The sequence below is a fragment of the Microbacterium marmarense genome (assembly GCF_037204165.1).
GTDB classification, from domain to species: Bacteria; Actinomycetota; Actinomycetes; order Actinomycetales; family Microbacteriaceae; genus Microbacterium; species Microbacterium marmarense.
In genome coordinates this window covers 48,524-72,711 of record NZ_JBBDGL010000005.1, presented here as the reverse complement: position 1 = coordinate 72,711, position 24,188 = coordinate 48,524, and the positions used below count along the sequence as shown (strand labels likewise).

At 64.5% G+C, this 24,188-nt stretch carries 19 protein-coding genes; 13 read left to right on the top strand and 6 right to left on the bottom strand.

Annotated features, from left to right (window positions below; all coding sequences use genetic code 11):
- Positions 1–118: 118 nt before the first annotated feature.
- From rpoC to WDU96_RS13145, 4 genes are all read right to left on the bottom strand, one after another.
- On the bottom strand, positions 119–3,985 hold the full coding sequence (gene rpoC / locus WDU96_RS13160) for a DNA-directed RNA polymerase subunit beta' (RefSeq protein WP_337338988.1): 3,867 nt from the start codon (positions 3,983–3,985) through the stop codon (positions 119–121).
- Between the two features lie 41 nt (positions 3,986–4,026).
- Entirely contained in the window at positions 4,027–7,521 is a 3,495-nt protein-coding gene (rpoB, locus tag WDU96_RS13155; protein WP_337338987.1) for a DNA-directed RNA polymerase subunit beta, read from the bottom strand.
- A 291-nt stretch (positions 7,522–7,812) separates the two neighbouring features.
- Positions 7,813–9,366, bottom strand: coding sequence for a 5-oxoprolinase subunit B/C family protein (locus tag WDU96_RS13150; RefSeq protein WP_337338986.1), 1,554 nt, complete (start codon positions 9,364–9,366; stop codon positions 7,813–7,815).
- Between the two features lie 21 nt (positions 9,367–9,387).
- Positions 9,388–10,143, bottom strand: coding sequence for a 5-oxoprolinase subunit PxpA (locus WDU96_RS13145; RefSeq protein WP_337338985.1), 756 nt, complete (start codon positions 10,141–10,143; stop codon positions 9,388–9,390).
- Positions 10,144–10,204: 61 nt separating this feature from the next.
- Here WDU96_RS13145 and WDU96_RS13140 point away from each other — a divergent pair, with 61 nt between their 5' ends.
- The 3 genes from WDU96_RS13140 to WDU96_RS13130 all read left to right on the top strand — a co-directional run bounded on the left by WDU96_RS13140 (position 10,205) and on the right by WDU96_RS13130 (position 12,241).
- Positions 10,205–11,071 carry a spermidine synthase gene (locus tag WDU96_RS13140; RefSeq protein WP_337338984.1) on the top strand — a complete coding sequence of 289 codons (867 nt, stop codon included), beginning with the start codon at positions 10,205–10,207 and terminating at the stop codon, positions 11,069–11,071.
- 92 nt (positions 11,072–11,163) lie between these two features.
- Positions 11,164–11,691, top strand: coding sequence for a hypothetical protein (locus WDU96_RS13135; protein ID WP_337338983.1), 528 nt, complete (start codon positions 11,164–11,166; stop codon positions 11,689–11,691).
- A 61-nt stretch (positions 11,692–11,752) separates the two neighbouring features.
- The gene (locus tag WDU96_RS13130) at positions 11,753–12,241 is read left to right on the top strand and encodes a SprT-like domain-containing protein (protein WP_337338982.1); all 489 of its coding nucleotides are present in this window, start codon (positions 11,753–11,755) and stop codon (positions 12,239–12,241) included.
- Here the strand turns inward: WDU96_RS13130 and WDU96_RS13125 are convergent.
- Positions 12,238–12,912: a 2-phosphosulfolactate phosphatase gene (locus tag WDU96_RS13125; RefSeq protein WP_337338981.1), complete on the bottom strand. Its 675-nt coding sequence runs from the start codon at positions 12,910–12,912 to the stop codon at positions 12,238–12,240. The two genes, WDU96_RS13130 and WDU96_RS13125, sit on opposite strands and share 4 nt — an antisense overlap.
- Positions 12,913–12,977: 65 nt before the next feature.
- Between WDU96_RS13125 and WDU96_RS13120 the strand changes: the two genes are divergently transcribed.
- From WDU96_RS13120 to WDU96_RS13085, 8 genes are all read left to right on the top strand, one after another.
- Positions 12,978–13,487: a hypothetical protein gene (locus WDU96_RS13120; RefSeq protein WP_337338980.1), complete on the top strand. Its 510-nt coding sequence runs from the start codon at positions 12,978–12,980 to the stop codon at positions 13,485–13,487.
- Positions 13,488–13,736: 249 nt separating this feature from the next.
- Positions 13,737–14,585: a nitrilase-related carbon-nitrogen hydrolase gene (locus WDU96_RS13115; RefSeq protein ID WP_337338979.1), complete on the top strand. Its 849-nt coding sequence runs from the start codon at positions 13,737–13,739 to the stop codon at positions 14,583–14,585.
- Between the two features lie 17 nt (positions 14,586–14,602).
- The gene (gene hydA / locus WDU96_RS13110; RefSeq protein WP_337338978.1) at positions 14,603–16,039 is read left to right on the top strand and encodes a dihydropyrimidinase; all 1,437 of its coding nucleotides are present in this window, start codon (positions 14,603–14,605) and stop codon (positions 16,037–16,039) included.
- Positions 16,040–16,135: 96 nt separating this feature from the next.
- Positions 16,136–17,152: a TIGR03842 family LLM class F420-dependent oxidoreductase gene (locus WDU96_RS13105; RefSeq protein WP_337338977.1), complete on the top strand. Its 1,017-nt coding sequence runs from the start codon at positions 16,136–16,138 to the stop codon at positions 17,150–17,152.
- On the top strand, positions 17,149–18,120 hold the full coding sequence (locus WDU96_RS13100) for an ABC transporter permease (protein ID WP_337338976.1): 972 nt from the start codon (positions 17,149–17,151) through the stop codon (positions 18,118–18,120). The genes WDU96_RS13105 and WDU96_RS13100 overlap by 4 nt, the downstream gene beginning before the upstream one ends.
- Positions 18,117–18,923 carry an ABC transporter ATP-binding protein gene (locus WDU96_RS13095; protein ID WP_337338975.1) on the top strand — a complete coding sequence of 269 codons (807 nt, stop codon included), beginning with the start codon at positions 18,117–18,119 and terminating at the stop codon, positions 18,921–18,923. Before WDU96_RS13100 ends, WDU96_RS13095 begins: the two co-directional genes overlap by 4 nt.
- A gap of 2 nt (positions 18,924–18,925) precedes the next feature.
- Positions 18,926–19,705 (top strand): ABC transporter permease, encoded by a 780-nt coding sequence (locus WDU96_RS13090; protein ID WP_337339061.1) that lies wholly within the window; start codon positions 18,926–18,928, stop codon positions 19,703–19,705.
- 52 nt (positions 19,706–19,757) lie between these two features.
- Complete coding sequence (locus tag WDU96_RS13085; protein ID WP_337338974.1) at positions 19,758–20,939, top strand: ABC transporter substrate-binding protein; 1,182 nt, start codon at positions 19,758–19,760, stop codon at positions 20,937–20,939.
- A gap of 469 nt (positions 20,940–21,408) precedes the next feature.
- On the opposite strand, the gene WDU96_RS13080 is transcribed toward WDU96_RS13085, so the two are convergent.
- A complete protein-coding gene (locus WDU96_RS13080; protein ID WP_337338973.1) occupies positions 21,409–21,888 on the bottom strand; it encodes an Lrp/AsnC family transcriptional regulator in 480 nt (159 codons plus the stop codon).
- Positions 21,889–21,992: 104 nt separating this feature from the next.
- On the opposite strand from WDU96_RS13080, the gene WDU96_RS13075 reads away from it, so the two are divergent.
- On the top strand, positions 21,993–23,417 hold the full coding sequence (locus WDU96_RS13075) for a DUF6421 family protein (protein WP_337338972.1): 1,425 nt from the start codon (positions 21,993–21,995) through the stop codon (positions 23,415–23,417).
- Positions 23,410–24,078: an SDR family NAD(P)-dependent oxidoreductase gene (locus WDU96_RS13070; RefSeq protein WP_337338971.1), complete on the top strand. Its 669-nt coding sequence runs from the start codon at positions 23,410–23,412 to the stop codon at positions 24,076–24,078. The genes WDU96_RS13075 and WDU96_RS13070 overlap by 8 nt, the downstream gene beginning before the upstream one ends.
- The last annotated feature ends 110 nt before the right edge of the window (positions 24,079–24,188 follow it).

The following is a 24,188-nucleotide window of genomic DNA, read 5'->3' as shown; positions in this document are numbered from 1 at the left end:
CACGCTAATCGCATCTCGCGAATGTCCTGCCACGGCACGGCATCGGGTGCCCAAGTGGCCGCGAAAACGACGAAGTGCCCCGGGAGGCCCGGGGCACTTCGCTCACTTCAGACGTTGACTAGTTGTAGCTCGTGAAGTCGTCGGTCGTGAAGCTGTCGAAATCGACATAGCTCAGGTCAGCATCGGTGTACGCGCCGTCAGAAGCGAAGATGCGGTGCGGGTAACGCTCGCTCTTTGCTTCTTCGGTTGCCTCGACCGTGACGTTGCGGTACTTGGTGAGTCCCGTTCCGGCAGGAATGAGCTTTCCGATGATGACGTTCTCTTTGAGGCCCATCAACGGGTCGCTCTTGCCGTCCATCGCTGCCTGGGTGAGCACTCGCGTGGTCTCCTGGAACGATGCGGCCGAGAGCCACGATTCGGTCGCAAGCGACGCCTTCGTGATACCCATGAGCTCGGGGCGACCCGAAGCCGGACGCTTGCCTGACCCGACCGCTTCGCGGTTGATCATCTGGTAGCGCTTGAAGTCAACAAGCTCACCCGGCAGCAACGTGGTCTCGCCGTGGTCGACCACGGTGACCTTGCGCAGCATCTGGCGAACGATGACCTCGATGTGCTTGTCGTGAATCGGCACACCCTGCGAGCGGTAGACGCCCTGCACACCGTTCACGAGGTACTGCTGCACCTCGCGGGCACCCATGACACGCATGACCTCCTTGGGGTCGAGCGTGCCGACCAGAAGGGGCTGGCCGACCTCAACGCGGTCGCCGTCCTCAACGAGGAGGGTTGCGCGCTTGAGCACGGGGTAGACGTGCGGCTCGTCGCCGTTGTCGGGCGTGAGGATGACCTTCTTCGCCTTGTCGGTCTCGTCGATCGTGATGCGACCGGCGGACTCGGCAATAGGCGACGCGCCCTTGGGGGTACGCGCCTCGAAGAGCTCTTGCACACGGGGAAGACCCTGGGTGATGTCATCTGCCGACGCCGAACCACCGGTGTGGAAGGTACGCATCGTCAGCTGGGTTCCGGGCTCACCGATCGACTGTGCAGCGATGATGCCTACGGCTTCACCGATGTCGACGATCTTGCCGGTCGCGAGTGAACGACCGTAGCAGCGCGCGCACACACCGACCGCCGAGTCACAGGTGAGCACCGAGCGCACCTTGATGGTCTCGATACCACCCTCGACGAGCTTGTTGATGAGAACGTCACCCACGTCGTCGCCAGCAGCGGCGAGAACCTCGCCCTTGCCATCGACCACGTCAGCGGCGAGCGTACGTGCGAACACCGAGTTCTCGACGTTGGCATCCTTGACGAGCGCGCCATCAACGACTTCAGCGATCGTGAAGTCGAGGCCCTTGCGGGTGCCACAGTCTTCTTCGCGAATGATGACGTCCTGCGACACATCGACGAGACGACGCGTGAGGTAGCCCGAGTCAGCCGTACGCAGGGCGGTGTCAGCCAGACCCTTACGAGCACCGTGGGTTGCGATGAAGTACTCCGCAACCGACAGGCCCTCGCGGTACGACGAGATGATCGGGCGAGGGATGATCTCACCCTTCGGGTTGTTCACCAGGCCTCGCATACCCGCGATGTTGCGGATCTGGAGCCAGTTACCACGAGCACCCGACGACACCATGCGGTTGATGGTGTTGTCTGCCGGGAAGTTGGCGCGCATCGCCTTCTGAACCTCGTCGGTGGCCTCGGTCCAGATCTTGATGAGCTCCTGACGACGCTCGGCGTCTGTCGTGAGGCCCTTCTCGAACTGACCCTGAACCTTCGCGGCCTGCTTCTCGTAGCCGCCAACGATCTCAGCCTTGTTCGGCGGGGTGAGGATGTCGCTGAGTGCAACGGTCACACCCGAACGCGTAGCCCAGTAGAAGCCGGCGTCCTTGATGCGGTCGAGCGATGCAGCAACCTCAACCTTGGGGTATTCCTCGGCGAGCTTGTTGACGATCTGCGACAGCTTGCCCTTGTCTGCCTGCTCGCGAACGAACGGGTAGCCCTTGGGAAGGGTGTCGTTGAAGATCGCCTGACCAAGTGATGCGTCAAGCAGGCCGTGCTTCTCGTAGCCCTCGGGCGCTTCGCCCTCGAGGAACGTGAGGCCCGGAACGCGAATGCGCACCTTGGCCTGCAGGTCGAGGGAACCCTCGTCCTTAGCCATGATCGCCTCGCTGACCGAGCCGAATGCACGACCCTCTCCCGCTGCGCCTTCCTTGACCGTGGTCAGGTGGTGAAGACCGATGATCATGTCCTGCGAAGGCAGGGTGACCGGACGGCCGTCAGAGGGCTTGAGGATGTTGTTCGACGCGAGCATCAGAATGCGCGCTTCAGCCTGAGCCTCGACCGACAGCGGCAGGTGCACGGCCATCTGGTCACCGTCGAAGTCAGCGTTGAACGCTGCGCATACGAGCGGGTGAAGCTGGATTGCCTTGCCCTCAACGAGCTGAGGCTCGAACGCCTGGATGCCGAGACGGTGAAGCGTAGGTGCACGGTTGAGCAGCACCGGACGCTCGCGGATGATCTCTTCGAGAACGTCCCACACCTCGGGGCGCGTACGCTCGACGGCACGCTTGGCCGCCTTGATGTTCTGCGAGTGGCCAAGGTCGATAAGACGCTTGATCACGAACGGCTTGAACAGCTCGAGAGCCATCTGCTTGGGCAGACCACACTGGTGCAGCTTCAGCTGGGGACCGACGATGATGACCGAACGGCCCGAGTAGTCAACGCGCTTTCCGAGCAGGTTCTGGCGGAATCGACCCTGCTTACCCTTCAGCATGTCGCTGAGGGACTTGAGGGCACGGTTGCCGGTACCGGTGACGGGGCGGCCGCGGCGACCGTTGTCGAACAGTGCGTCGACGGCCTCCTGCAGCATGCGCTTCTCGTTGTTGACGATGATCTCGGGGGCACCGAGGTCAATCAGACGACGAAGACGGTTGTTGCGGTTGATCACACGGCGGTACAGGTCGTTGAGGTCGCTTGTTGCGAAGCGGCCACCGTCGAGCTGAACCATCGGGCGCAGCTCCGGCGGAATGACCGGAACGACATCGAGCACCATCGACGCGGGCGAAGCACCGGTCGACAGGAACGAGTTGACGACCTTCAGACGCTTGATCGCACGGATCTTGCGCTGGCCCTTGCCCTCAGAGATCTGCAGGTGCAGGCTGTCGGCTTCGGCGGCGAGATCGAACGTCAGCAGGCGACGCTTGATCGACTCCGCACCCATGTGAGCTTCGAAGTACTGACCGAAACGGTCCTGAAGCTCGTGGAAGATCTCGTCTTCACCCTTGAGCTGGCCGACCTCGAGGGTGCGGAAGTCTTCCCACACCTTCTCGAGACGAATGATCTGCTCGTCGAAGTTCTTGCGGGTTGCTGCCATCTCTTTCTCGGCAGCATCCTTGAGCTTCTTCTTCTGGTCAGCCTTGGCGCCTTCGGCTTCGAGAGCAGCAAGCTCCTCTTCCAGCTTCTGCAGACGGTTGGCAACGCGTGAGTCGCGACGCTCACCGAGAGTCTTGAGCTCAAGGCGAATGTTGTTCTCTTGCGTGGCCAGGTCGCGATGACGAGCGTCTTCGTCGACCGAGATGACCATGTACGCGGCGAAGTAGATGACCTTCTCGAGGTCCTTCGGTGCCATGTCGAGCAGGTAGCCCAAGCGCGAGGGAACGCCCTTGAAGTACCAGATGTGGGTGACGGGAGCCGCGAGCTCAATGTGGCCCATGCGCTCACGACGAACCGAGGACTTGGTGACCTCGACGCCGCAGCGCTCGCAGACGATTCCCTTGAAGCGCACGCGCTTGTACTTGCCACACGCGCACTCCCAGTCACGCGAGGGTCCGAAGATCTGCTCTCCGAAGAGACCGTCCTTCTCGGGCTTGAGCGTGCGGTAGTTGATTGTTTCGGGCTTCTTGACCTCACCGAATGACCAACGACGAATGTCGTCGGCGGTGGCCAGGCCAATGCGAAGCTGGTCGAAAGAGTTTGATTCGAGCACTAGTTCTCCTGTGTCGGAAATTCGTTCGTTGCCTGGCCGGATCAGATCTCGTCGATTGACGAGGATTCGAAGCGGCTCGAGATGTTGATGCCGAGCTCTTCCGCAGCGCGGAAGGCCTCGTCGTCGGTGTCGCGCAGGTTGACAGGGGTGCCGTCTGCCGAAAGTGCTTCAACGTTCAAGCACAGCGACTGCATCTCCTTGAGGAGAACCTTGAAGGACTCGGGAATGCCGGGCTCCTGAATGTTCTCGCCCTTGACGATGGCCTCGTACACCTTGACGCGGCCGAGGATGTCGTCGGACTTGATCGTGAGGAGCTCCTGCAGCGCGTATGCGGCACCGTAGGCCTCAAGCGCCCACACTTCCATCTCACCGAAGCGCTGTCCGCCGAACTGAGCCTTACCACCGAGCGGCTGCTGGGTGATCATCGAGTACGGGCCCGTCGAGCGTGCGTGGATCTTGTCGTCGACAAGGTGGTGCAGCTTCAGGATGTACATGTAACCCACCGAGACGGGTGCCGGGAACGGGTCGCCGGAGCGGCCGTCGAACAGCATCGTCTTACCCGAGGAGTCGACCAGACGCTCGCCGTCACGCGTAAGCGTGGTCGAGTCCAAAAGACCGGCGATTTCCTGCTCGAACGCGCCGTCGAACACCGGAGTGGCGACCTTCGTGTTCGGTGCAGCTTCGCGAGCCTCTTCTGGCAGCTTGGCCGCCCACTCGGGGTTGCCTTCGACCTTCCAGCCCTGCTTGGCGATCCAGCCGAGGTGAAGTTCGAGCACCTGGCCGAAGTTCATTCGACCCGGAATACCGAGCGGGTTGAGAACGACGTCAACGGGTGTGCCGTCGGGCAGGAAGGGCATGTCCTCGATCGGAAGGATCTTGGCGATGACACCCTTGTTGCCGTGACGACCAGCGAGCTTGTCACCTTCGGTGATCTTGCGCTTCTGGGCGATGTAGACGACAACGCGGCGGTTGACACCCGAGCCGAGCTCGTCGTCACCGTCTTCAGCGTTGAACTCCTTGACGGCGATGATCGTGCCCTGCTCGCCGTGAGGAACCTTCAGCGAGGTGTCGCGAACTTCGCGGCTCTTCTCGTTGAAGATGGCACGGAGCAGACGCTCCTCGGCGCTGAGCTCGGTCTCACCCTTGGGCGTGACCTTGCCGACGAGGATGTCGCCGGGGCGAACCTCGGCACCGATGCGGATGATGCCTCGCTCGTCGAGGTCCTTCAGCAGGTCGGGGCTGACGTTAGGCAGGTCGCGAGTGATCTCTTCCTTGCCGAGCTTCGTGTCGCGGGCGTCAACCTCGTACTCCTCGATGTGAATCGAAGAGAGGGTGTCGTCTTTCACGAGGTTCTGGCTGAGGATGATCGCGTCCTCGAAGTTGTGACCTTCCCACGTCATGAACGCCACGAGCAGGTTCTTGCCGAGCGCGAGCTCGCCATTCTCTGTGGCGGGACCATCGGCAAGAACTTCGCCAACATCAACGCGGTCGCCTGCAGAGACGATCACACGCTGGTTGTAGCTGGTGCCCTGGTTGGAGCGGTCGAACTTGCGCAGGTAGTACTCCTGCGTGCCGCCCTCGTCGAGCTGAACGGTGACGACGTCTGCCGACACCTCCATGACCACACCGGCCTTCTCAGCGGTGATGACGTCACCAGCATCGATGGCTGCGTAGCCCTCCATACCGGTTCCGACGACAGGCGACTCGCTGCGAAGCAGCGGCACAGCCTGACGCTGCATGTTGGCGCCCATGAGTGCGCGGTTCGCGTCGTCGTGCTCGAGGAAGGGGATCAGCGACGTAGCAACCGACACCATCTGGCGCGGCGAGACGTCCATGTAGCCGATTTCGCTCGCGTGGAAGAGGTCGACCTCGCCACCCTGACCGCGACGAGCAAGCACACGCTCGTCGACGAATGCGCCGTCAGCCTTGAGCTCGACACCGGCCTGAGCAACGATGAAGTCGCTCTCTTCGCTGGCGGTGAGGTAGTCGATCTGCTCGCTGACCTTGCCGTCGATGACCTTGCGGTACGGCGTCTCGATGAAACCGAACGAGTTGATGCGCGCGAACGATGCGAGCGAGCCGATCAGACCGATGTTCGGGCCTTCAGGCGTCTCGATCGGGCACATGCGGCCGTAGTGCGAGGGGTGAACGTCACGAACCTCAACGCCGGCACGCTCACGTGACAGACCGCCGGGCCCGAGCGCCGAAAGGCGACGCTTGTGCGTCAGACCCGCGAGCGGGTTGTTCTGGTCCATGAACTGCGACAGCTGCGAGGTGCCGAAGAATTCCTTGATCGCCGCGACGACGGGGCGCACGTTGATCAGGGTCTGCGGGGTGATCGCTTCGATGTCCTGCGTGGTCATGCGCTCACGCACAACGCGCTCCATGCGCGAAAGACCGGTGCGAACCTGGTTCTGGATGAGCTCGCCGACGGCGCGAATACGGCGGTTGCCGAAGTTGTCGATGTCGTCGGTAGCCAGACGGATCTCGGCGGGCTTGCCGCTGCGAATGCCGTCGTACGCGAAGTCACCGCGGTGCAGGCGAACCATGTACTTGATCGTGGCGACGATGTCTTCGACGCTCAGAACCGAGTCGCTCAGCTGCTTGTCGATGCCCAGCTTGTGGTTGATCTTGTAGCGACCAACCTTTGCCAGGTCGTAGCGCTTCGAGTTGAAGTAGAAGTTGTCAAGGAGCGCGCGCGCAGCCTCGGCAGCAACCTGCTCGCCCGGACGAAGCTTGCGGTAGATGTCGCGAAGCGCATCTTCTTTCGTGAGGATGGTGTCTTTCGACAGCGTCTCTTCGATCGAGTCGAAGCCAGCGAACTCGGCGAGGATGTCTTCGGTGGTCAGGCCGAGAGCCTTGAGGAAGACGGTGACCGACTGCTTGCGCTTGCGGTCGATACGAACACCGACCTGGTCGCGCTTGTCGATCTCGAACTCAAGCCATGCACCACGGCTGGGGATGACGCGTGCCGAGACGATGTCTTTGTCACTCGTCTTGTCGGGCGTCTTGTCGAAGTACACACCGGGCGAACGCACCAGCTGCGAGACGACGACACGCTCGGTGCCGTTGATGATGAATGTGCCCTTGCCGGTCTGCAGGGGGAAGTCACCCATGAAGACGGTCTGAGTCTTGATCTCACCGGTCTGGTGATTCATGAACTCGGCCTCGACGTAGAGGGGGGCGGCGTACGTCTTGCCGCGCTCCTTGCACTCTTCGATCGAGTATTTCTCGGGCTCAAGGTAGGGGTTGGTGAACGAGAGTTGCATCGTCTCGCTCAGATCCTCGATTGGCGAGATCTCTTCGAAGATCTCCTCCAGACCGCTGATCTCGGGAACGTCGGTGCGTCCCGCCTGTTTGGCCTCCGCGACACGTTCGGTCCATGCTTCGTTGCCGACGAGCCAGTCGAATGACTCAGTCTGCAACGCGAGCAGGTCAGGGACCGTCAGCGTGTCGGAGATCTTGGCGAACGAAAGCCGCGATACTCCGCGGCCGTTCTTGAGGGTGGTGGTGGATGCGTTACGCGCAGCAGCCAAGGGGATTACCTCCGTGGGCCCGGGTAAGGGCTCGTTTCCTTGTCGTCAGGTGAAGGCTCTGTTTCCCCAAAATCAACTCGCCCCACTCCGCAACAGATCCGAAAATCAAGCGGGGGGCGCGCAGACACAGCCGACCACCATATGAGGGCAGGGGGATTCCAAGAGCGCAACTACCAACTATAGGCGGGAAGACGCGCCATGTCCAGCCGGATTCTTGACGAGGGTGGGATGCTGCGGTATAACTGCGCGCAAGACGCGCGTTCGGCCGCGAAAACCCCGGATTATCGCGGCTCAGTGCAGCGCATGCCGAAACCGCACCCGGGTGCCTGGCCGCGCTTGGCCGAGCAGCGAGAGCGCAGCATCCGTCACCACAGCGATAACCGGGTAGCCGCCGGTCACCGGACCGTCAGCCATCAGCACCGCCGGCTGCCCGCTCGGCGGCACCTGAATCGCGCCCGGCACCATCCCCTCGCTCGGCAGCTCACCGGCGTGCTCCCGCTCGAGCGGGGGTCCGTCGAGGCGGATGCCGACTCGGTCGGCGTTGTTCGACACCGTCCACACCGTGTCAAAGAACGCAGCGTGTGCGCTCGCCCCGAAACACTCAGCGCGCGGCCCCTCCGCAAGCTCGATGTCGAGGTCGCCGTCGTGCGGCGCACCCCATGGGCTCAGGTCGACGGGCGGAATCGGGCCGGCATGCTCTTCGCTCACTGTCATCTGTTGCGAGGCGCGCAGCGGCGGTCGCCCCAGGCCAGCGAGCACGTCGCTCGAGCGTGAGCCCAGAATGGTGGGGCCAGCCCAGCCGCCACGAACGGCGAGATAGGCGCGCGCGCCGCGCGTGAACCAGTCGAGAAATAGCTCCTGACCACGGCGCCACTGCACAGGTCGATAGGGGTCGACGGGGTGACCGTCGAGTGTCACCGAGCCCGATGCGCCGGTGAGCGCGATCCACAGGTCACGATGGGCAGTCGCGCGAAACCCGCCCATCGTGACCTCGATCGCGGCGGCAGTCTCGGCGTTTCCGAGCAGCCGATTGGCGGTGCGCAAGGCGCGGCGATCCAGCGCCCCTGAAGGGGCTACGCCGAGAGAAGCCGCACCCGGCCGCCCCAGATCCTGCAGGGTTGCGAGCAATCCCGATTCAACGATTCGAATGGCCGCGCCGGGATCGTCGACGCGCGCGGTGGCGACACCCGCAGGAGGGTTGAGAACATCCCCCGCGAGATCGTCGACCCTGCGAAAGCGCACGCGCATGCCGGGAGCAAGCAGCGCAGGGCGCTCGGCCTCGGGCGCGAACAGCGGCGCATCGGTGGTGCCGATGAGCCGCCACCCCCCGGGAGTCTCACGCGGATACGCACCCGAGAAACCGCCTGCCAACCCGACAGCCCCTACCGGCACCCGGGTGCGCGGCGCATCGAGGCGCGCCACGTCGTGGGGCCAATCAGCACTCACCAGGTAGCCAAAACCCGGGGCGAAGCCGGTGAACGCCACCCGCCACTCGGCGCTCAGATGATCATCGATCAACCGCTCCACCGTGACACCGAGCAGCATGGCGGTGCCGGCGAGGTCAGCGCCGTTGTAGACGATGTCAACCTGCTGCAGCTCGCCCCGTTTTTCGGCGGCAGTGTCTGCCGCTTGGGCGCTCTCGAGCGCCCAAGCGCGTGCGGCGGCAACACTCAGCACGCGCGGGTCTACGCGCACGAGCACCGTGCGTGCCGCGGGCACGAGGTCGATGACACCCTCGGGGCGCGAGGCCGCGAGCGACGCGTGCGTGGCGAGCACCTCGTCGAGCGTCGAGACTTCGAGCAGAAAAGCGCTCTCGCCCATCGGCAGGGCGCGCGCGGTCACCATGGCCCAGTCACCATGGCCCGCTCACCATGGCGCACGCACTGCCAGGCCGTCCGCGTCAAGCGCCGCCCTCACCGCACGCGCCATCTCGACCGCCGCAGGCGAATCGCCGTGAACGCAGAGCGATGCCGCGTCTGCGTCGATGAGTGTGCCACCTGCCGTCTCGACCACACCCTCGCGAGCTAGTCTCACCGCGCGAGCCGCGACGTGCACGGGATCGTCAAGCAGCGCTCCTGGCTCCCCGCGCGGCACCAGCGAGCCGTCGGCGCGGTACCCGCGGTCAAGAAAGGCTTCACGCACGAACGGAAGTCCCGCTGCTTCTGCAGCGCCGCGAATCTCACCGTCGAGACCGAGCACAGGCAGGGCACGCCCGAGCGTGGATGACAGGTCGCTGATCGCGCGAGCGACAGCATCCGCCACTTCCCTGTCGGAGATGACCGCGTGATAGAGGGCCCCGTGCGGTTTGACGTAGCGAATCTCGGCGCCCGCCGCGACGAGCGCGGCCAGCTGTGCCGCCACACTTGCGGCGAGCGCTGCGGGCTCGATGATCAGAGCGCTGCGCCCAAAGTTGGCGCGGTCAGGGAATGAGGGGTGCGCGCCGACAGCAACCCCAAATCGTGCGGCACGCTCGACAGCTTCGCGCATCGATGCGGTATCGCCGGCATGACCCCCGCAGGCGATGTTGGCGCTCGAGATAACAGCGAACATCGACTCATCATCGGCGGTCGGTCGACCGTCGACCGTCTCGCCCAGGTCGGCGTTGAGGTCGATCGCGCTCATGCCCCCACGCTAGCGGGGTCAGGCGCGCGGCGGGCGAGCACGCCACAGCTACCGTTGAGTCATGGCCCGCTCGAGAAACAACGCCCCTCCTCCGCCAGAGGCTCGGCTGCTCGACGGCACCATCGCACGGGTGATTCCTTCGCAATACGCCGGCGGGTGGGAACTCGATGTCAATGGCACTCCACAATCGCACGTTGACCTTGACGACCCGACACACCTGCACTTCGAATATGTCGCTCGCATGGGCGCCGTGATCGATCAGCTGCGCATGCCGCGCCAGCCCATCACCGCGGTGCACCTCGGCGCCGGCGCGCTGACGATTCCGCGCTACATAGAGACCACTCGGCCGGGGTCACGCCAGCAGGTCATCGAACTAGAGCCCGCTCTGTGGGATCTCGTGCGTGAGAACCTTCCCCTTCCCCGCGGCGCGTCAATTCGCGTACGCATCGGCGACGCGCGTGAAGGGCTCGGGCGACTGCCTGCGGGCATGATCGGCGCGGCACACCTGGTGGTGTCTGATGTGTACTCGGGAGCGCAGACGCCCGCACATCTGACGACCGTGGAGTTCTACACCGAGGCCGCACGCTTTCTTGCGCCCGACGGAGTGCTGCTCATAAACATCGCCGATGGTGCCGGTCTGGCGTTCGCTCGGCGTCAGGTCGCGACGGTGTCGCGCGTGCTCGAACACGTGATCATCCTCGCCGAGGTGCAGACCCTCAAAGGGCGCCGATTCGGAAACCTCGTTGTTGCCGCCTCGCACACAGCGCTGCCCACCGCGTGGCTGCCACGACTCATGGCTGCGGGCCCGCATCCCGCCAAGGTCGCAGAGGGACGCGAGGTCGAGGAGTTCGCCCGGGGTGCACGCATTGCCGCTGACGGTGATGCGACCGACTCGCCGAAGCCCTCATCGACGCTGTTCGAACGATGATCGGATGCCGCGGATCGGCGTGCCGAGCCGGCAATTTGTGACCCACGGGTCACACTTGAATGGCGATTCACAGCACGGCAAAGGAGGTCAGGGTGAGTTACATCCTCGGGTACGACCCAGAAACCCTGCGCGAGAAGGTCAACCCCGCTCAGTGCCAGGAACGCCTTGACGAAATCGGCGAGCAGCGCTCGCTGCCCGCTCTTCTTGAGCGAGTGTGGCTGTTGAAGGTTCTCGGTCGAGCAGACGACGCCCTCGTGATCTCTGAGCAGTCTGTTCGCGTGGCCCGCATGGCCGGAACGCGCAAAGACCTGCTGAGGGCACGCATTCTGCACGCCTCGGTGCAGCAGGTGCGCGGCGCCTATGCCGCTGCCGAACAAGAGCTCGGCACCTGCGCAGAAGAAGCTGAGGGGCACGGGTGGGCAGGCATCGCCGCCTTCGCGTATCAGCACCGCGGCAAGGTGCACTTCGACGAGGGAAGCCTCGAGTCGGCACGCCACGACTTCAAGCGGGCGCTCTTCTTGCGCCAGGACGCTGGCGCCCCCGACGATCAACTCGAATCCACCTTGCTCGCCATCGACACGGTAGAGCGTCGCCGCGCCGCTGAGTCGGTCGCCAGCTGATTCGACGCCCGCACGCACCGGTCGCCCGCTGAGTGTCGTAGGTATGTTCTAGTCTCACCCCATGTCGGATCTAAACCGTGTGCGCCACTGGGCTGAGGCGCTGATTGCCCTTCACCTGGATGACTCGTGGTCGTTCAGTTTCGACAATGCGAAACGGCGAGCAGGGCTCTGCGATTACACGCGAAAACGCATCACCGTGTCTCGCTACCTCACGGCGCGCTACGACGACGACACCAATCATCAGACGCTGCTGCACGAGGTCGCTCACGCGCTCGCCGGCCCGAGCGCCGGGCATGGTGCCGCGTGGAAGCGAGTCGCGCGCGATCTGGGCTATGTGGGCGGCACCACGCACAACGGCGAAACGGCGACCGATCTGGCGCCATGGGTGGGCACCTGTCCGGCAGGGCACGTCGCGTATCGCCACCGCAAGCCCACCAGAGCCGCGTCGTGCGTGAAGTGCGCGCCGCGATACGACGAGCGCTACCTGTTCGCGTGGGCGCGTCGAGAGATCACGCCCGCAACCCGGCTGGCGGCGCAAATACCCCGCTAGTCGGCAACCGAGCCGCCGACAAAAATGCCCTCACGCAGCACGGGCACCGCGGTAGACGCATCGACGTCAGCAGCGGCGAGTACGTCGCCCCGCGAACCCCCTGCGATGAGCTGCTGACCTGACCCCGATGCCGAAAGAAGGTGCCGCGTCGCCCCGCGCATGCCTCGGAACGCCTCTGCTGCGCATGCCGCCTCGGGCGACGTATGGTCAAGACCCAGGTCGGTGAGCGCACCGATGATCGCACCCGCTCCGAGGTGATCTTCGACCGCGAACCGCAAGCCGGTCTCGCCAGCAACTCGCTCACCCGCGGCGATGATCGCAATGCTCGTGCGCGCCCCTCGACGAAGCTGTTCGTCGGCGACCTCGCGCGCGACCGACGATGCGTTCCGAAGGCAGCCCAGAATGACAAGGGCACCGGTTGCCGCTGCCAAATCCGCCACCGCAACACCATGCAGTGCGCTGACACGGGCTGCGGAGAGCGAGACGGTGTCACCAGCCTCAATGGTGCGCGTAGTCGTGGTCGAGAAACGCAACACGTCGACCACGATGACGATATCGGCCGGGTCGAGGTGCGCGAGCCCCTCAACACCCCACTCAAACCGCACCTGGTAGCGATGTTGATCGAAGAAGGAGCCGTCGCAAGCGGCCCCCGGCGTCTCAGACTCTTGCACCTACCGAGCCTAATCTGTCGCGCGCGTGCGATCGAAGACAGTGAACGAAGTGCAACACTGGACGCATGCGGATCATGCTCAAGCTCGTCATCGATTGCGATGCAGATGCCGCATGGCGCGCGCTGCACTCCCCGCGCGCGGTGGCTGAACTGTATGGCCCCGTGGTCGACATGTCGCCGCTTGAGCCTCAGGGACTCCCCACGACGTGGGAACCGGGCGCCGACGTTGCCGTGCAACTCGCCGCCTTCGGCGAGATTCCCATGGGCCGCCAGTTCATCAGCGTGAGCGAGCGCTTCGTCGATGAGCCTGCGGGCCGGGTGCGGATCTTCCGCGACACCGGCATTCCCCTCACCGGTCCTCTTGCGTCGCTCGATGTGTGGGATCACCAGATGGCGATTTCGCCCGCTCCGGGCGATCCATCCAAAACGCTGTGGCGCGATCGCCTCGTGATCGGCGGGGCGTCTGCGCCTCTGCTTTGGCCGGTGCTGTGGGCAACGTGGCAGTGGCGCGCGGCGCGCATTCGCGCCCTCGCACCAAGCTGGGCTCACGATCCGGCGCCCACACCACAGGACTGATCGTTTGCCCGGGGCGGCGGCCAGCGCGGTGAGCATCCCCCGGGATTGAGTCTTCGGGCGCAGCATCCGTTCGAGTATCGATCACACCCGGGGTCTTGCCCTGCCCTGCTTGCAGGCTTTACTGTCACGACACAGGCCGAAACCACAGTGAAATGTGGGGGCTGTTTGATCGGGGTAGCAGAGAGGCAATCCCGACCCTCCCTCTCGGCGGCAGATACAAATGCTCGCTCGAGCATGGACGGAGACGCAATGACGACGGTACGTGCGGCAATTACGCAGACAAAGTGGACTGGCGACAAACAGTCGATGCTCGACAAACACGAGCAGTTCGCTCGGGATGCTGCCGCCCAAGGCGCACAGGTCATCTGCTTTCAAGAGCTCTTCTACGGGCCCTACTTCGGCATCACCCAAGACAAGAAGTACTACGACTACGCCGAGCCCATCGATGGCCCGACCGTCACCCGCTTCGCAGCCCTCGCTGAAGAGCTCAACATGGTGATGGTGTTGCCGATCTATGAAGAGCAGCAGACCGGCGTGTACTACAACACAGCCGTCGTGGTGGATGCTGACGGCACCGTGCTTGGCAGCTATCGCAAGCAGCACATTCCACAGGTGGAGAAGTTCTACGAGAAGTTCTACTTCAAGCCCGGCAACCTCGGCTACCCCGTTTTCGACACCGCTGTCGGCAAGGTCGGCGTGATCATCTGCTACGACCGCCACTTTCCAGAGGCATGGCGCATGCTCGGACTCAACGGTGCCCACCTGGCGTTCAACCCGAACGCAACAAAGCCCGGTCTATCCAACCGCCTGTGGGAAGTCGAGCAGCCCGCAGCTGCGGTCGCGAACGGCTACTTCGTCCTCGCGCCCAACCGCGTAGGACTCGAAGACAACGAGTATGGCGACGAGGCCGTCAACTTCTATGGCAAGAGCCAGATCGTTGATCCTCGCGGCAACTACGTCGGAGAGCTCGGTTCGGGTGAGCACGAAGAGCTGCTCATTCGCGATCTTGAGATGGACCTCGTACGCCAGATGCGCGACGACTGGCAGTTCTACCGTGATCGTCGACCTGACGGCTACGGCGAGATCAGCGCGCTGTAGACAAGGGAGCAGACACCATGGCAACCACACTCATCAAGGGCGGCACGGTCGTTTCGGCGACAGGTCGCGGAGACGCTGACGTTCTGATCGACGGCGAGAAGATCATCGCGGTGCTGCAGCCGGGCTCAGCCCTGCTCGGCACCGATATTTCTGCGGTGGTCGACACGGTCGTCGACGCCACCGGAAAGTACGTGATCCCCGGCGGCATCGACGCACACACGCACATGCAGCTGCCGTTTGGCGGCACTGAGGCATCAGACACCTTCGAAAGCGGCACCCGCGCTGCGGCGTGGGGCGGCACGACGAGCATCATCGACTTCGCCGTGCAGACGTACGGGCAGAAGATCCAAGACGGGCTTGCCGCGTGGCACGACAAGGCCGCGGGCAACTGCGCGATCGACTACGGTTTTCACCAGATCGTCGGCGATGTCAACGACGAGTCGCTGCTGGCGATGCGCTCACTCGTCGACGAAGGCATCTCGAGCTTCAAGCTCTTCATGGCCTACCCCGGAGTGTTCTACTCCGACGACGCGCAGATCCTCAAGGCCATGCAGCTGTCTCGCGACACCGGCATGATGACGATGATGCACGCCGAGAATGGCCCAGCCATCGACGTGCTCGCCGCTCAGCTCATTGAACAGGGCAAGTCCGACCCGTTCTACCACGGGGTCGCGCGCGCCTGGGAGATGGAAGAGGAAGCCACCCACCGCGCCATCATGCTGGCCAAACTCACCGGCGCGCCGCTGTACATCGTGCACGTGAGCGCGAAACAAGCGGTCGGCCAGGTGGCGTGGGCTCGCGATGCCGGGCAAAACGTCTTCGCCGAGACCTGCCCGCAGTATCTGTACATGTCACTGGAAGACCAGCTCGGCGCTACGAGCGACAAGTACGGACACTTCGAGGGCGCCAAGTTCGTCTGTTCGACCCCGCTTCGCTCACACGAAGAGGGGCATCAAGACGCCATGTGGCAGGCGCTGCGCACGAACGACCTGCAGATGGTCTCCACCGACCACTGCCCGTTCTGCATGAAGGATCAGAAAGAGCTCGGGCTCGGCGACTTTCGCAAGATCCCCAACGGCATCGGCTCGGTGGAGCACCGCATGGACCTGATGTATCAGGGCGTTGTCACCGGCAAGATCACACTCGAGCGCTGGGTGGAACTCACCTCCACCACGCCCGCGCGCATGTTCGGCCTGTACGGCAAGAAGGGTGTCATCGCCCCCGGCGCCGACGGCGATGTGGTCGTCTACGACCCGAACGGTCACACCTCAATCGGCTACGGCAAGACGCACCACATGAACATGGATCACTCCGCGTGGGAGGGCTATGAGGTCGACGGTCACGTCGACACGGTCATCTCGCGAGGCAAGGTCGTCGTCAACGATGGCCAGTACCTGGGGCAGAAGGGCGATGGACAGTTCCTCAAGCGGGGCTTGTCGCAGTATCTGACGTAAACCGCGTCACCACCGCGCTTCGGCGCTACTCGACTAGCGGTGCACGTCACGGCGGCACTCGCAGCATCCGCATTGCAGACCTTTAAGGAACACACCATGGATTTCGGAGTCGTCCTCCAAACCAACCCGCCCGCTGCACGCACCGTGCAGTTGGCGAAGCTCGCCGAAGCACACGGATTCAGCCACGTCTGGACGTTCGACTCGCACCTGCTCTGGCAGGAGCCCTACGTGATCTACTCGGCAATCCTCGCCGAGACGAACCGGGTCACCGTCGGCCCATTCGTGACGAACCCCGCCACGCGTGACTGGACCGTCACGGCATCGATCTTCGCCACCCTCAACGAGATGTACGGCAACCGCACCGTGTGTGGCATCGGCCGCGGCGACTCGGCCGTTCGCGTCACCAACGGCAAGCCGGTCACCATGAGCGAGCTGCGTGAGTCGATTCACGTTATTCGCGAGCTGGCCAACTCTCGCGCCGTGGAGTACAAGGGCGCAACGCTGCAGTTTCCGTGGAGCCGCGGTTCCGAGCTTGAGGTGTGGGTCGCCGCGTACGGACCGATGGCGCTCAAGCTCACCGGTGAGGTCGGCGACGGCTTCATTCTGCAATTGGCAGACGTCGACATCGCGGCGTGGATGATCAAAACAGTCAAAGATGCCGCGGCTGCCGCCGGGCGTGACCCCGAATCGATCGCCTTCTGCGTGGCCGCCCCGATGTACATCGGCGACGACGTCGCGCATATGCGCGAGCAGTGCCGCTGGTTCGGCGGAATGGTCGGCAACCACGTTGCCGACATCGTCGCGAAGTACGGCATGCACGGCGACGTTCCCGAAGCGCTGACGAACTACATCGCGGGGCGCACCGGCTATGACTACAACTCGCACGGCAAGTCAGGCAACGAGCACACCGACTTCGTGCCAGACGAGATCATCGACCGCTTCTGCATTCTCGGCACCGCCGACGAGCACATCGCGAAGCTCGAGAAGCTCAAAGCGCTCGGAGTCACCCAATTCGCGGGTTATCTGCAGCACGACAACAAAGAAGAGACCATGCGGGTCTACGGCGAAACCGTGATTCCGGCTCTTTCGAGCCACGTGACGGCCAAGGCATGACGGCGGGCCCACCGGGCGATACCGCGGTTCTCGCCGAATCCGCGACCGCGATCGCGCGCCCGGCGAAGCCCAGGCGTTCCTTTCCGGCGTCGAGGTGGGCATGGGGGGCGCTCGGCATCATCGCCGTCATGGCGATCTGGGAGCTCTACAAGTGGCTCGGCCCCGACGACGGTGTGATCATCTTCGGGGTCGCGGGTGATGACCAGAGCGGTCTGCGCATTCTTCCCCGCACCCATGACCGGGCGATGCCCCACATCTGGACGATGTGGGAACGCCTGTTTGAGCCCACCGGCGGCACCGATACCCCGCCGTTGTGGTTCGCCGTCGCGGGCGCGGCCCTCGTGACCTTGGGAATCGCGGCGGTCGGCTGGCTGATGGGGGTCGTGGTCGGCCTCGCGCTCGCGCTCGTCATGCAGCGCTGGCGCCTGGCGGAATGGGGGCTGCTGCCCTGGATCATCGTGTCGCAGACCGTGCCGCTCATCGCCTTCGCGCCGCTGGTGGCGAGCATCGGCACCCAGATCGATCGCGGCGGTTTTCCGTGGCCGCAATGGCTCTCGATCGCGGTGATCGCCTCGTACCTTGCATTCTTCCCTGTCGCGATCGGTGCCCTGCGCGGCTTGACCTCACCCGACGCGATTCACGTCGACCTGATGCGCAGCTACGGCGCGGGGTATCGCGCGACATTGACGTCGCTGCGCCTGCCCGCGTCCGTTCCCTATCTGTTGCCCGCTCTGCGTCTTGCCGCTGCCAATGCGGTCGTCGGCGCCGTGGTCGCAGAGGTCTCGATCGGTATGCGCGGCGGCCTTGGCCGCATGCTCATTCAGTTCGCCGGCCAAGCCTCGAGCGATCCCGCGATTCCGTGGGCACCCATTTTCGGCGCCGTCCTTCTCGGACTCATCGCCGCCGGCTCCGTCGCCCTGCTCGGCGCGAGCCTGACGCCATACCGCAGAGGAGAAGCCACCACATGACCTCCCCCATCGCTACCGCACCAGCCGTTCACGTCGCGGGCGTCACACGTGAGTTCGCCACCAAGACCGCCACTGTCCACGCTCTCGCCGGGGTCGACCTCGATGTGGCAGCGGGTGAGTTCATCTCGCTGATTGGCCCGTCTGGATGCGGCAAGTCGACGCTGATGCGTCTGATCGCCGACCTCGACCAGCCGACCGCGGGCACCATCGAAGTGTTCGGAAAGCCAGCCGCCCGCGCCCGGCTCGATCAGGACTACGGCATCGCGTTTCAGCAGGCGGGTCTGCTGCCCTGGCGCACAGTGGAAGCGAACATGGCGCTGCCCCTCGAATTGCATGGAATCGCTCCGGCAAAGCGCAAGGCGCGCGTGGCGGAGCTTGCCGCAATGGTCGGACTCTCGGACTTCACCGAGCACTACCCCGACCAGCTCTCTGGCGGAATGCAGCAGCGCGTTGCGATTGCGCGTGCGCTCGCTGAAGACGCGAAGTTGCTGCTGATGGACGAGCCCTTTGGCGCACTCGACGAGATGACGCGCGAGCGCATGCAGACGGAGCTTGCCCGAATTGCCGCCGACACCGGCGCCGCCGTCGTCTTCGTCACGCACTCCATTCCCGAGGCGGTGTTCCTGTCTGAGCGTGTCGTCGTCATGTCGGCGCGACCCGGTCGCATCGCCGAGATCGTCGACGTGCCTCTCGGTGCTTCGCGCACCGAGTCGCTGCGCGAAGCACCCGAATTCTTCGAACGAGTCACCGCGGTGCGCGAAGCGCTGCACGGCGCACCCACTGAACGGGCGAACGAACGGTGAGCATGCAGCAAGCGCCGATGCGCACGCGAGATCAGGTGCTGCGCATCGCAGCACCCATCACCTTCGGCGTGCTGGTGCTCATCCTCTGGCAGCTGCTGGTCGAAGTCGCTCAGGTCACGCCACGCATGCTCCCGAGTCCGACGGCGATCGTCGACGCGCTGATCACGCACTGGGGCATCATCTTGGAGGACGCGATCATCACCGGCGGCAACGCCCTCGTCGGTCTGGTGTGCGGCAGCATCCTGGCCATCATCGCGGCGGGCATTGCCGCATGGGCGCGGCCGATCGATGCGATGGCGGTCCCTGTAGTCGCGGCGATCGCGGTGGTGCCCATTGTTGCCCTCACTCCCCTGTTCAACACGATGTTCGGAGCGTCCAGCCAGTTCGGCCGCCAGGCCATCGCCGGAATCGCAGCCTTTGTGCCGGTCTACCTGAACATGCTGCGAGGCCTCAGGCAGGCCCGCCCCGTGCAGCGCGACCTGTTTCGCGCCTATGCGGCGAGCGGGTCGCAGTCGTTTCGCAAGCTCACCCTGCCGACGTCGCTGCCGTATCTGACCATCGGTATTCGCATCGCGAGCTCGCTCGCCGTCATCTCGGCGCTGGTCGCCGAGTACTTCGGCGGCCCCGCTGACGGTATCGGCACCGCGATCGCCACCATGGCCAAAAGCGGCAATGCCGCACTCGCGTGGGCCTACGTGTTTGCCGGCATTGTGATCGGCCTCATCTTCTTCCTCGCCACGGTGCTGCTCGAGCGCCTGACGGCTAGGCGGATCCCGGGGTAACCCGGAAACAGCGGTACACCCTGCACCACCCACCATCACGAAGGGAAACACCATGCGACACAGCAAACGGCGCGGGCTCCTGCTCGCTTCAGCAGCAACAGCAACCGTTCTCGCGCTATCGGCGTGCAGTGCATCAACCTCCGAGTCGACCGACTCCGCCGATTCGGGTGACTTCGAGCCGATCACCGACCTCTCGCTGCAGCTGCAGTGGTTGCCGCAGGCACAGTTCGCCGGTTATTACGCGGCCCAAGAGCTCGGCTACTTCGAAGAAGAGGGTTTCGACTCGGTCGAGATCATCCCCTCGGGTGGTGACATCGTGCCGCAGGATGCTCTCATCGCGGGTGACGTCGACTTCGCCGTCGCGTGGGTGCCGAAGGTTCTCGGAACCATCGAAGCCACCGGTGTCGAGCTGACCAACATCGCGCAGATCTTCCAGCGTTCGGGCACGCTCCAGGTGTCGTGGGCAGACGACGACATCACCTCGGTCGCTGACTTCGAGGGCAAGCGCATCGGCTCGTGGGGCTTCGGCAACGAGTGGGAGATCTTCGCGGCGATGGCCGACGAAGGACTCGATTCGCAGAGCGTGTCGATCACGACGCAGGACTTCTCGATGAACGCTCTTCTTGACGGAGATGTGGATGCTGCGCAGGCGATGACCTACAACGAGCTCGCTCAGGTGCTCGAGACGGTCGACCCCGATACCGGCGAGCTCTACACGATGGACGACCTATCGATCGTGTCGTATGAAGACACCGCGGGCGCCATGCTGCAGGACGCCATCTGGGCTGACACCGAGCGTCTCGAAAGCGACCCGGCATACGCCGACGCTGCCGAGCGCTTCTTGAAGGCTGTCGTCAAGGGATGGGTCTACGCCCGCGACAACACCGAAGACGCGGCATCCCTCGTCTGGGACGTCGCCTCGAACGCAGAAGCCGCCTTCCCGGTCGGCCCGACGCACCAGCTGTGGCAGACCAACGAGACCAACAAGCTGATCTGGCCCGCTGCCGCCGGCATCGGCGTCATCGACTCGGCCGCGTGGGACCAGACGGTTGACGGCGCACTTGCCGCCACCAACCAGGACGGTCTCAACCTGATCACCGCTGAGCCCCCGGCATCGGCATACGACAACACCTACATCGAAGCGGCGCTCGAGGCGCTTGCCGCTGACGGTGTGGACGTCGAGGGTGCCGACTTCACCCCGATCGAGGTCACCCTCACCGAGGGCGGCCAGTAGCACCATCCCTTCGGCGGGCCGGGCACCTTCGGGTCGCCCGGCCCGCTGTTTGCGTGGGCGGAGGGTTGCGTTCGCGCGCGCCTGCCCGGTGCGGGGCTGCGCGTCGCGCCTGCGGCTGCCGCTGCACCCGCCCCCCTCGCCCGCGTCCCGCTCGCCCTTGCTTCCGCGCCGCCGCGCGTCCCGCTCGCCCTTGCTTCCGCGCCGCCGCACCCTTGCTCCGCTCGCCCCAAACAAGACTTCGTGCGCGAAACAGGGCGCACCCCACCATGTCTCGCGCACACAGCCATGTCTCGCCCGCGCGCACACCGCTTGCTCGCCCGCGCCGCCCACGCACGCTGCCCCACGCCCCGCGTCCCGCTCACCCAAACAAGACTTCGTGCCCGAAACAGGGCACACCGCACCATGTCTCGCGCACCCGCCATGTCTCGCGCACACAGCCATGCCTCGCGCACGCGCGCGGCGCGGCCCGCTATTCCGCCAGGATGGGGCGGTTCTCGTAGAAGGTCTGCAGCACCACGGTGGTGCGGGTGTTCACCGACGCGGCGACGCGGATGTCGCGAATCAGCACCTCGAGGTCGCGGGGTGTCGGCACCCGCACGAACAGCATGTAGCTCGCGTCACCCGCCGTCGAGTGGCACGCCTCGATGGCCGACAGGTGCTCAAGCAGCTCGGGCGCGTTGTCGGGCTGTGCCGGATCAAGCGGCGTGATCTCAATGAATGCCGACAGCGGCCGCCCGACCGCCTCGGCGTCGACCGTCGCGCGATAGCCGGTGATCACTCCGCGGGATTCCAACCGCCGCAGCCGCGCCTGCACCGCCGACGTCGACAAACCGGTCGCCTCCGAAAGCTCCGCAAGCGTGGCACGGCCGTTACTCGACACCTCTCGCACAATGCGCAGGTCGGTCTGATCTTCGAGACGGGATGCGCCCGGGCGTTCGATCGACGTCATGAGTCGAGAGTACCAGGCATGGCCGGATACTTTCCTGCCAGAAGGTGTTGCGGCGAGATAACTTCCCGTAGACTTCCCCCAACTCAGACGAACGGAGGTTCAGCATGCCCAGCATCACCGCGCTCACCACGCAAGAAATCGTCGGCGAACCCGAGGTCGTCGAAGACGCCATCGAAAGCAGCACCGCGTGGCAGAGCCTCAAGCAAGCTGCCACCGCGCTGCAGTCGCTGCAAATCCAAGACGGTTCGATTCCGGATGCTGCGCACCACCCCGCCGCACACGAGCACGTCAGCGCCATCACTTCGGCTATTGCCACACTGGCACCGTCGTTCGAGCACGATGCCGCGTACCTGGCAGCATCCATCGTCGACTTCGACCGCTGGGCGCGAGAAGGCTTCGGCGTACCCGACTTTCTCGACTCGCTCAACGCGTTTCAACCACAGCAGCATCGCATCGACGGCCTGCAACACCTGGTCGTCTTTCCGATGTACACCCAGAACGGCTCGCGCAACCGCTTCGTCGAGGCGCTGCTGGTTGAGGTCATCTGGCCCGAGTTCATCGCGCAGCTCGAAACCGAATACACCAACCGTCTGTTCGTCTCACTGCGGCTGATCGACTTCACCCCCGGCTATGACACCAACTCGGCGGTGCTGTTTCCTGAAACCGTCGCGATGCGCGAGATTCCCACGTTCACGTGGGGAGCGATCTTCCAAGACCGCGAGGCCGCGCGCTACCGCCGCGTAGTGCGCGCTGCCGCTGAGATCACGAAGCTCGACTTGCCCGCCGACGCCGCCCGCATGCTCGACGATCAGCAGCTGACCGAACGCACTTTCGTGATGTGGGACATCATCCACGACCGCACCCACATGCGCGGCGACCTGCCGTTCGATCCGTTCATGATCAAACAGCGCATGCCGTACTTTCTGTACTCGCTCGAAGAGTTGCGCTGCGACCTGACGGCATTCCGCGAGTGCGTCGCAATCACCCAGCGATTGCGGGCACGGGTTGAGGCTGGCGAAGAGCTGGATGCTGCCGAAGCCGAGACGCTTGAGCAGGCGGTGCTCGTGCAGTACGCCGTCATCTTCGACCGCATCTTCCGCTTCGCGATCACCGGCACTCGCGTGCGCAACTACGACGCTGTCGGCGGTCAGCTGCTCTTCGCCTGGCTTCATCAGCGCGACGTGCTGCACTGGACCGACACCGCGCTGACCTTCGATTGGGCAGAGATCCCCGCCGCGGTGGTCGCGCTCGGCGACGCGATCGACGAGCTGTACTGGAAGTCGATCGACCGCCCGAAGGTGGCCCATTGGCTCGCCGCGTACGAGCTGGTCAGCACCACGCTCACACCACACCCTGCGTCTGCGTGGGCTCGAGGACTGCCCATCGACGTGCTCGCGGGCGCGCCCAAGGGTTACACCGATCAGGTGCTTGACGATGAGTTTCCGCTGTCGATGTTCTTCGAAGCTCTTGAGAAGAAGATGCGACCGGTGATCGAGTCCACCGAGGGCATCAGAGCGTCGGATGCCTGAATCCGCGGTGGCCGGTCGCACGGTCGTCATCGCTGGCGGCACGAGCGAAGCAGGGCGTGCGGTGTCGCGCGCCCTGCTTCGCGGCGGTGCTCTTGTGATCGTTGTCGGGCGTGATCAGGCTCGGCTCGATCAGATGGCCACCGATATTCCGGGGGTCTCGACCGAGGCGTGCGATCTCACCGACGAAGCAGCCGTGATGGCTATGGCTGCGCGCGTGGGCCCGATCGACGGCGTGGTCAATCTCGTCGGCGGCTGGCGCGGCGGCGGCGGCCTCGAGGGGCAGCACGACGCAGACTATCGATTCCTCGAGGCTGGCCTCACCGCACTTCGCCATGTGAGCCGGGCATTCGACAACAGCCTTCGCACGTCGTCGGCCGGTCGCCTTGCGATCGTGTCGTCAACTGCCACGGCACGACCACTCGCGGGCGGAGCAAACTACGCCGCCGTCAAAGCCGCGAGCGAGGCATGGGCGCGCGCCGTTGCACAGGGGTTCGCCAAGACGGCACGAGATGCGCAGGTGCCACTGAGCGCAGCATCCGTGATCTTCAGGGTCAAATCACTCGCCGGCCTCGAAGAAAGCCTCGCCGATGCCGTTGTCGCGCTGTTCGACTCACCCGCTGCCGACATCAACGACACCGTCATCACCCTTCCGCGCACCTGACTCGATCTGCGCGCAAGGCCAGCCGAGGCGCAGCTCCAAGGGCGCGCGAGTTCGCGCGGCGGCACTCGTACGCCCAGACTGAGTTGGGCATCATCAGCACTAGATTGGAC

Excerpts from the sequence above, each read along its gene's own strand:
- WDU96_RS13150 (WP_337338986.1), bottom strand. The coding sequence starts at position 9,366 with ATGGTGACCGCGCGCGCCCTGCCGATGGGCGAGAGCGCTTTTCTGCTC.
- WDU96_RS13145 (WP_337338985.1), bottom strand. The coding sequence starts at position 10,143 with ATGAGCGCGATCGACCTCAACGCCGACCTGGGCGAGACGGTCGACGGT.
- WDU96_RS13140 (WP_337338984.1), top strand. The coding sequence starts at position 10,205 with ATGGCCCGCTCGAGAAACAACGCCCCTCCTCCGCCAGAGGCTCGGCTG.
- WDU96_RS13130 (WP_337338982.1), top strand. The coding sequence starts at position 11,753 with ATGTCGGATCTAAACCGTGTGCGCCACTGGGCTGAGGCGCTGATTGCC.
- WDU96_RS13120 (WP_337338980.1), top strand. The coding sequence starts at position 12,978 with ATGCGGATCATGCTCAAGCTCGTCATCGATTGCGATGCAGATGCCGCA.
- WDU96_RS13115 (WP_337338979.1), top strand. The coding sequence starts at position 13,737 with ATGACGACGGTACGTGCGGCAATTACGCAGACAAAGTGGACTGGCGAC.
- hydA (WP_337338978.1), top strand. The coding sequence starts at position 14,603 with ATGGCAACCACACTCATCAAGGGCGGCACGGTCGTTTCGGCGACAGGT.
- WDU96_RS13105 (WP_337338977.1), top strand. The coding sequence starts at position 16,136 with ATGGATTTCGGAGTCGTCCTCCAAACCAACCCGCCCGCTGCACGCACC.
- WDU96_RS13100 (WP_337338976.1), top strand. The coding sequence starts at position 17,149 with ATGACGGCGGGCCCACCGGGCGATACCGCGGTTCTCGCCGAATCCGCG.
- WDU96_RS13095 (WP_337338975.1), top strand. The coding sequence starts at position 18,117 with ATGACCTCCCCCATCGCTACCGCACCAGCCGTTCACGTCGCGGGCGTC.
- WDU96_RS13090 (WP_337339061.1), top strand. The coding sequence starts at position 18,926 with ATGCAGCAAGCGCCGATGCGCACGCGAGATCAGGTGCTGCGCATCGCA.
- WDU96_RS13085 (WP_337338974.1), top strand. The coding sequence starts at position 19,758 with ATGCGACACAGCAAACGGCGCGGGCTCCTGCTCGCTTCAGCAGCAACA.
- WDU96_RS13080 (WP_337338973.1), bottom strand. The coding sequence starts at position 21,888 with ATGACGTCGATCGAACGCCCGGGCGCATCCCGTCTCGAAGATCAGACC.
- WDU96_RS13075 (WP_337338972.1), top strand. The coding sequence starts at position 21,993 with ATGCCCAGCATCACCGCGCTCACCACGCAAGAAATCGTCGGCGAACCC.
- WDU96_RS13070 (WP_337338971.1), top strand. The coding sequence starts at position 23,410 with ATGCCTGAATCCGCGGTGGCCGGTCGCACGGTCGTCATCGCTGGCGGC.